Genomic DNA, 6142 nt, shown 5'->3' with positions numbered 1-6142 from the left:
CGGCGCCTCTCCACCTAAAACTTATTTTTCCTACCAGGGCGCTTTTTTGTACTGTCCGCACAATTTGGAGCAGTTCACGGCGGAGGGCGTTTTTGATCAGATCAGGGATGGCAGTAAATTCAGCTTGCACAAAAGGGTACAGGTCAGCGCGGCGGCTTCCTCCCGGGTGGTGACGGCGGAGGGATCGATCTCCGCCGGCGGGGCCCAAAGCAGGCCGTCCGCATCCTGTGCCAGCAGCCACACCGACTCCCAGGCCCAGGAGGAATAGTTCTGGTAGTCGGTGGATGCCGTCTCCGGCCGGTCCTGCCAGGTATGGATCAACTCCAGGTCCAGACGGCGGCCCAGACGGGAAAGGATGGTGATGAACTGCTCGTGACTGACCGGATCGTTGGGGGCAAAGCGGTCGCCCCCAATTCCCTCCACCAGTCCCATGGCGGCCAGCGCGTTGACGGCAGGGCCGTACCAGTCGTCCATAGAAACATCGGAAAAGACGCTCTCCCCTGTGGGGACGGTGCAGTTGAGAGCCTGGGCCAGGAGCGTACACAGCTGCCCCCGGGTCAGGGATTCGGCAGGATGGTAGGAGCCGTCCCCCCCGCCCAGTACCACGCCGTAGGTGGCCAGCAGACTGATCTCGTCAGCATAGGGGGACTGGGCGGTGTCGGAGAAACCCCGGTGTACATAATCATTCAGCCCACAGGAGGCAGCCAGCGCGGAGGCGGTAACTGCCTGCCAACCGTCGCCCGTTCCCTGCCTGAGCAGGATGCCGTCGGGCAAAGCCTCCAGCAGGGCGGTAAAAGCGGCGCGGTAAGGGGCGGAGCAGGCCTGCTCCAGGTCGATGTACCAGGCGCCGTTCAGGTCGATACGGATCATACCGGAGGTATCGCCCTGGGGTTCCGGACTGGAAAGAAGAACGGCGGCCTCATCAGCCAGGGACTGATCCAGCAGCAGGTGGGGCATGACGCCGATGGTATCGTTGCTGGTGCCTCCAGGCCCAAAGAAACGATAGGCAGTAACTTTCAGTGCGTCGCCATCCGGGAAGTAGTCGGGAAAGGAACTGCCGTCCAGCAGGATCTGGGCCACTCCTTTTCCGTAGGTTCGCCCGCCCACCAGCAGGCCGGAGCCGGTGTCCCGGATGGCGGAGGCAAACAGCTCGGAGGCGCTGGCAGTATAGCTGTTGGTGAGGACGATGAGAGGCGCGTCGGTCAGCTGGGAAAGGTCGCTGCCCTGGGCGACAATGGAGCCATCTTTGGACAGCATGTAAATGAGCTGCTCATTGGGGCCGATGAAACGACTGACTGTCTGGAGGGCGGCCGTCACTTCACCGCCGCCGTTGTTCCGCAGATCCATGATCCAGTGGTCGGCCTGGCTGCCATAGGTCTCCAGCCCCTCCTCCACATGGTCGGCGGTCTCAGGGCCAAACGCGTCGCAGCCCAGATAGCCGATGCGCCCCTCCCACAATTCGGCATGGGCGGTGGGCACCACAAAGGCGCAGCGGGTCAGGGTCACCGTATGGGACTGGCCGTCCCGCAGATAAGTCAGCTGGAAAGAGGTGTCCACCTCGCCGCCCAGCAGAGCGGAAGCCTGCTCCAGACTCAGTCCGGCTGTGGGCTGGCCGTCAATGGCGGTGATCACGTCCCCCGCCAGCAGCCCCCCCGTCTCCGCGGCGGAACCGGAAATGACCCGGGTCACCAACAGGCCGTGATCGGCCAGTTGAATGGAAACACCGGCGCCCACCAACTCCGAGTCGGAGAGGGAGGCATGAAAGGCGGCGTATTCCTCGGCGGTAAAATATTCGGTATAAGGATCTCCCAGCGCGCTGATGATCCCGGCCACGTCGGTCTGCTCAAAGGCCAGGTCAGGGAGAGGATCCAGATGATAACGGTTCAGCAGGGTCAAAGCCTGAGAGGAGTTGAGAGCCTGAGCGGTGGATGTAAGAAATAGGGTTGCAGCCAGCCCAACGGCCGGCAGGCGAAAGCGGAGTTTCATAGTACGCCTCCCGTGATGTTATGTAACCCTATTGTAGTGCAAAGTGGGGACGGGCGCAAGGCCCGTCCCCGTTTTGTAGCAATTTGTCATTTTTCCTCCAGCCGCCGGAAGAGATCCGGGCCTTGGCGCACCAGGGCCAAAAAAGAAAGGGCGGTACAGACAGCCAGTAAAATGGCGTAGATCGACAGCAACCCTACGCTGCCCAGAGGTCCCGAAAAGAAAAGCCACATCAGGAAGAACACCAGGATCAGCACCATAGGCAGGAACGTGGACAGCATGGCTGCGGCGGACTGCTTTACCACCACGGCGTCGTTGACGGCGTCCAGCTTGGGGAAGTGGAGGTTGATCCACAGACCAAAGGGGGCGCACATGAGGGCGAACAGCAGGCCGTTCAGCAGCAGCAGAGCCCACTCTGCCGGAGTCAGAGCAAAGGCCAGGGAGAGCATGACCCACCCTGCCGCCAGGCAGGGCAGGGTGACCATCAGCTGGAAGACTACCTTCATGCCCAGAATGGTGGTCACCGGTACCGGGGCGCACTGGAGCAGCCAGATCTGTTTCCCCTCCAGGCTGATGGAGGAGCCGGTGATGGCCACGGTAGAAAGACAGAAGGCGATACCTGCCGCCAGCAGCGGAGCCAGAACCAGTCCATCGCTCACAATCAGGAAATGGCGGATGGATTCCTGATAGATCAAAGCGGCCACTCCGGCGCCGGGCAGCATCAGCAGGCCGATGCCGGTATTGAACACATAGATGGGGGTGCCGAACCAGCGGCGCGCCTCTTTCCGAAGCAGGGCGCCTTGCTGATTGGAGGAGGACAGCCTGCCCAGCTTGTAGTCCGAGCGGGTCCGATGGGTGGACAGACGGGTGATAATGGCTTTATATTGCCAGGCGAAGAGCCAGACCACCGCCAGGAATGGTCCCAGGCACAGGGCCCAAAGGATAAGCAGCTGGAACAGATCGCTGCCGCTCACCCCGCCTGCCAGCAGCAGGAAGGGGCGGCCCCAGCCCTGGAAGAAGGCCAGAATGGTGGGGACGGCGGTTTGCACATTACCCATGGAACTGCTCAGCCAGAAGGAGCCCACCAGGATAAGACCCAGCAGGAGCAGCTGGAACAGGGAGGAGGCCAGGGCTTTTCTGGGGAACCGGCCGGACAACCATGCCAGCACGAAGCCCACGATGAGGGTCAACAGGGTGGGCAGCAGATTGAGGAAGAAAGCGGAGACCAGCAGCAGCGGAAGGACGGTCCAGCCGCCAGGGCCGCCGTACCACAGGTAGATGACTCCGGCGGGCAGCAAAACAAAGACGGTGGAGACCAGATTCTCCAGGTAGAGCGCCAGCGTGCGGGAGAGCATCAGTTGGAAAGGGGAAATGGGCAGGGAGAGCATCAGGTCGTTGTCCTTAGCACCAAATACCACGCCCTGGGCGGCAAAGAGGGAGAAAAAGAAGCCCAGCAGTACCGATACCAGGGACATGAGTACCAGCAGCAGAGGCAGAGCCCCCACCGCCGCCAGCTGCCCGGCCAGCATGGCGCTGTATACCCCGGAGACATAGAGCGACAGTCCGGCCAGCAGGGCCAGGGCGCCCATGCCGGAGAAGGAACGCTTTTTCCGGCCCACCCGCATGGCGGACAGCAGCGCCTGGAAATTCAGTTTCAGCAGGGAGAGGAACTTAGCCATGCCCGTCCCCCTCCAGTTCCAGGAACACGTCCTCCAGGGTGGAGTCTCCCACCAGTTCGGAGGTGACGCCCATGCGGATCAGCTTGCCCTGCTTGATGATAGCCACCCGATGGCACAGTTTTTCCGCCACCTCCAGCACATGGGTGGAGAAGAACACCGCGCTGCCGGCCGCGCACAGCTCTGCCCAGAACTGCTTAAGCAGGTGGGCCGCCGACGGGTCCAGGCCCACGAAGGGCTCGTCCAAAATGAGCAGCTTGGGCTGGCGGATAAGGGCGGAGATGAGGGCCAGCTTCTGCTTCATGCCGTGGGAATAGCTGCCGATGGGGCTGCCCAGATTGCCGGTGAGTTGGAAAGCGTCGCCGTACTTGGCGATGAGATTCTGACGGCTATCGCCGGAGATTTCGTAGAGATCGGCGATGAAATTGAGAAACTGAATGCCGGTGAGAAATTCATAGAGGTCGGGGTTGTCGGGCAGAAAGGCGGTGACCTTCTTGGCGGCCAGGGAGTCGGTACGGACGTTGTGTCCGTCGATGGTGATGACGCCCTCCGTAAAGTCCATCACACCGGCCACCGCCCGGAGGGTGGTGGTCTTACCTGCGCCGTTGTGGCCAATAAAGCCGAAGATCTCGCCGGGGGCCACATGGAGGCTCAGGTCGTCCACCGCCCGCTTGCCGCCGGGATAGGTCTTGGAAAAGTGTTCGATGTGCAGCATGGCTTATCCCTCCACGATTTTGACGGCGGTACCATAGGCGGTGATCTCCGCCGCCCCCTGCATGATGGAGGCGGAGGTGTAACGTACCCCCACCACAGCGTCGGCCCCCATAGCCTCCGCGTCGTCTACCATGCGTTTGGTGGCAATCTGACGGGCCTCTGTGAGCATTTTGGTATAACTTTCGATCTCACCGCCCACCAGGGTCTTCATACCGGCCATAAAGTCCTTGCCGAAGTGCTTGGACTGGACCACGCTGCCCTTTGCGATACCCAGGGCCTGGATCTCTTTGCCGGGGATGTACTCAATATTTAGAAGCAGCATTTTCTTCTCCTCCTTGGATCTGTTTGATGCGCTGGATGAGGGCCAGCAGGACTCCGACGATAAACACAGCCGGGATGAGGGTGAGTACCACCACCACCGGTAGCGGGGGCGCGTCGGTGGGGAAGGCCACCGCGGCCCACACCAGCAGGGCCATGACGCCCCCCATCAGGATGATAAACAGCAGGGCGCACACCACCGGCGGGATGTAGTGGGTCACGGTATCCTTTTTATGGATATTCAAAAAACGGGTCCCCTCACTTTCCATGCGGTCCATTTCCAACAGCCACCGGTCGGCGTCCAGGTTGGCCAGTTGCTGGCCGGTGCCGGCCAGAGTCTGGCACAGGGCCCGAATGGTGGCCAAATTGGCCTGCTCCCGTTCCAGCTGGATGATGTGCCGGCGCAAACCGTCGTCCAGGGTCAGGACGCCCTGCTGCATGTTTCGGATCTCCTCCAAAGGCACGTCCAATTTGCGCAGCAGCTTGATCTTGCGCAGCGTCTCCACGTCGCTGTCGGAGTAATCTCGGTATCCATTATCCACATTGCGTCCGGGGTTCAGCAGTCCCTCTTTTTCATAGAAACGGATGTTGCGCTTGGTGACGCCCACCAGCTGCTCCACCTCGTTAATTTTCACGCCGTTCACCTCCAACGCTAACAGGGTATACCATCTACCGGGTGGAAAGTCAAGAGAAAAATATGTTGTTGTACATATTCGTGCATCTGACGGACATACTGGAGGAAAAGGAGGCGCGTACCATGGACATGACCAACGAAGAATACGGCCGCTATGTGGCTGGGATGGCAAAGCCTTCTCCTTTGTGGAAGGATCTGATCTGGGCCTTTCTGGTAGGTGGTTTGATCTGTACCCTGGGTCAGGGATTGGGGGATCTGTACCGGAGCTGGGGGCTGGACAAAACAGACGCGGGTACCGCTACTTCGGTGACTTTGATTTTCCTCTCCGCCCTGTTTACCGCCCTGGGGTGGTTTGACAAGCTGGCCCAGCATGCCGGCGCAGGCACCCTGGTACCCATCACCGGTTTTGCCAACGCGGTGGCATCTCCCGCCCTGGAGTTCAAAAGCGAAGGGCTGGTGCTGGGGGTGGGCGCCAGGATGTTCGCCATCGCCGGGCCGGTGCTGGTGTACGGAATCAGTGCGTCGGTGGTATATGGAGTGGTGCTTGTGTTCCTGGGTTATGGCTAATCTGTCATAACCACAGGACGCTCCGCATAAAGAAATAGTGGAAAACAAACAAAAAACTCTTGACAGATGGTAAACTAAATCGTATAATAAAGCCAGAAAGAGAAAGAGGTGAGCCCAATGGGCTGATCAAAGCTCGATCAACAAAGCCATAACGTAATGGAACAGGAACGGTCCGTTTTAGGCAACACGTGTTCCCAACAAACTCATTGAAGCGAGGAGACCCGGAAACCTCAGATGCGAAGTTCGCTGA

The 6142-nt window shown here is 60.1% G+C and carries 6 protein-coding genes; 1 reads left to right on the top strand and 5 read right to left on the bottom strand.

Annotation, left to right across the window (positions count from 1 at the left end; all coding sequences use genetic code 11):
* Positions 1 to 96: 96 nt before the first annotated feature.
* The 5 genes from Q0K43_RS09745 to Q0K43_RS09725 all read right to left on the bottom strand — a co-directional run bounded on the left by Q0K43_RS09745 (position 97) and on the right by Q0K43_RS09725 (position 5326).
* Positions 97 to 1986, bottom strand: a complete 1890-nt coding sequence (locus Q0K43_RS09745; protein ID WP_297290346.1) for a S41 family peptidase — start codon at positions 1984 to 1986, stop codon at positions 97 to 99.
* 86 nt (positions 1987 to 2072) lie between these two features.
* Positions 2073 to 3662: a hypothetical protein gene (locus Q0K43_RS09740; protein WP_297290345.1), complete on the bottom strand. Its 1590-nt coding sequence runs from the start codon at positions 3660 to 3662 to the stop codon at positions 2073 to 2075.
* A complete protein-coding gene (locus tag Q0K43_RS09735; RefSeq protein WP_297290344.1) occupies positions 3655 to 4374 on the bottom strand; it encodes an ABC transporter ATP-binding protein in 720 nt (239 codons plus the stop codon). The genes Q0K43_RS09740 and Q0K43_RS09735 overlap by 8 nt, the downstream gene beginning before the upstream one ends.
* 3 nt (positions 4375 to 4377) lie before the next feature.
* A complete protein-coding gene (locus Q0K43_RS09730) occupies positions 4378 to 4695 on the bottom strand; it encodes a YbjQ family protein (protein WP_087188284.1) in 318 nt (105 codons plus the stop codon).
* Positions 4676 to 5326: a MerR family transcriptional regulator gene (locus Q0K43_RS09725; RefSeq protein ID WP_297290343.1), complete on the bottom strand. Its 651-nt coding sequence runs from the start codon at positions 5324 to 5326 to the stop codon at positions 4676 to 4678. The genes Q0K43_RS09730 and Q0K43_RS09725 overlap by 20 nt, the downstream gene beginning before the upstream one ends.
* 122 nt (positions 5327 to 5448) lie before the next feature.
* On the opposite strand from Q0K43_RS09725, the gene spoVAC reads away from it, so the two are divergent.
* Positions 5449 to 5892 (top strand): stage V sporulation protein AC, encoded by a 444-nt coding sequence (gene spoVAC, locus Q0K43_RS09720; RefSeq protein WP_297290342.1) that lies wholly within the window; start codon positions 5449 to 5451, stop codon positions 5890 to 5892.
* Positions 5893 to 6142 lie beyond the last annotated feature (250 nt).

The organism is uncultured Flavonifractor sp., from assembly GCF_944383115.1.
Classification (GTDB): domain Bacteria; phylum Bacillota; class Clostridia; order Oscillospirales; family Oscillospiraceae; genus Flavonifractor.
This window is presented reverse-complemented; position numbering and strand designations above follow the sequence as displayed.

What these genes read in the sequence shown, in the direction of transcription:
- Q0K43_RS09745 (WP_297290346.1), bottom strand. Translation starts at nt 1,986, where the DNA reads ATGAAACTCCGCTTTCGCCTGCCGGCCGTTGGGCTGGCTGCAACCCTA.
- Q0K43_RS09740 (WP_297290345.1), bottom strand. Translation starts at nt 3,662, where the DNA reads ATGGCTAAGTTCCTCTCCCTGCTGAAACTGAATTTCCAGGCGCTGCTG.
- Q0K43_RS09735 (WP_297290344.1), bottom strand. Translation starts at nt 4,374, where the DNA reads ATGCTGCACATCGAACACTTTTCCAAGACCTATCCCGGCGGCAAGCGG.
- Q0K43_RS09730 (WP_087188284.1), bottom strand. Translation starts at nt 4,695, where the DNA reads ATGCTGCTTCTAAATATTGAGTACATCCCCGGCAAAGAGATCCAGGCC.
- spoVAC (WP_297290342.1), top strand. Translation starts at nt 5,449, where the DNA reads ATGGACATGACCAACGAAGAATACGGCCGCTATGTGGCTGGGATGGCA.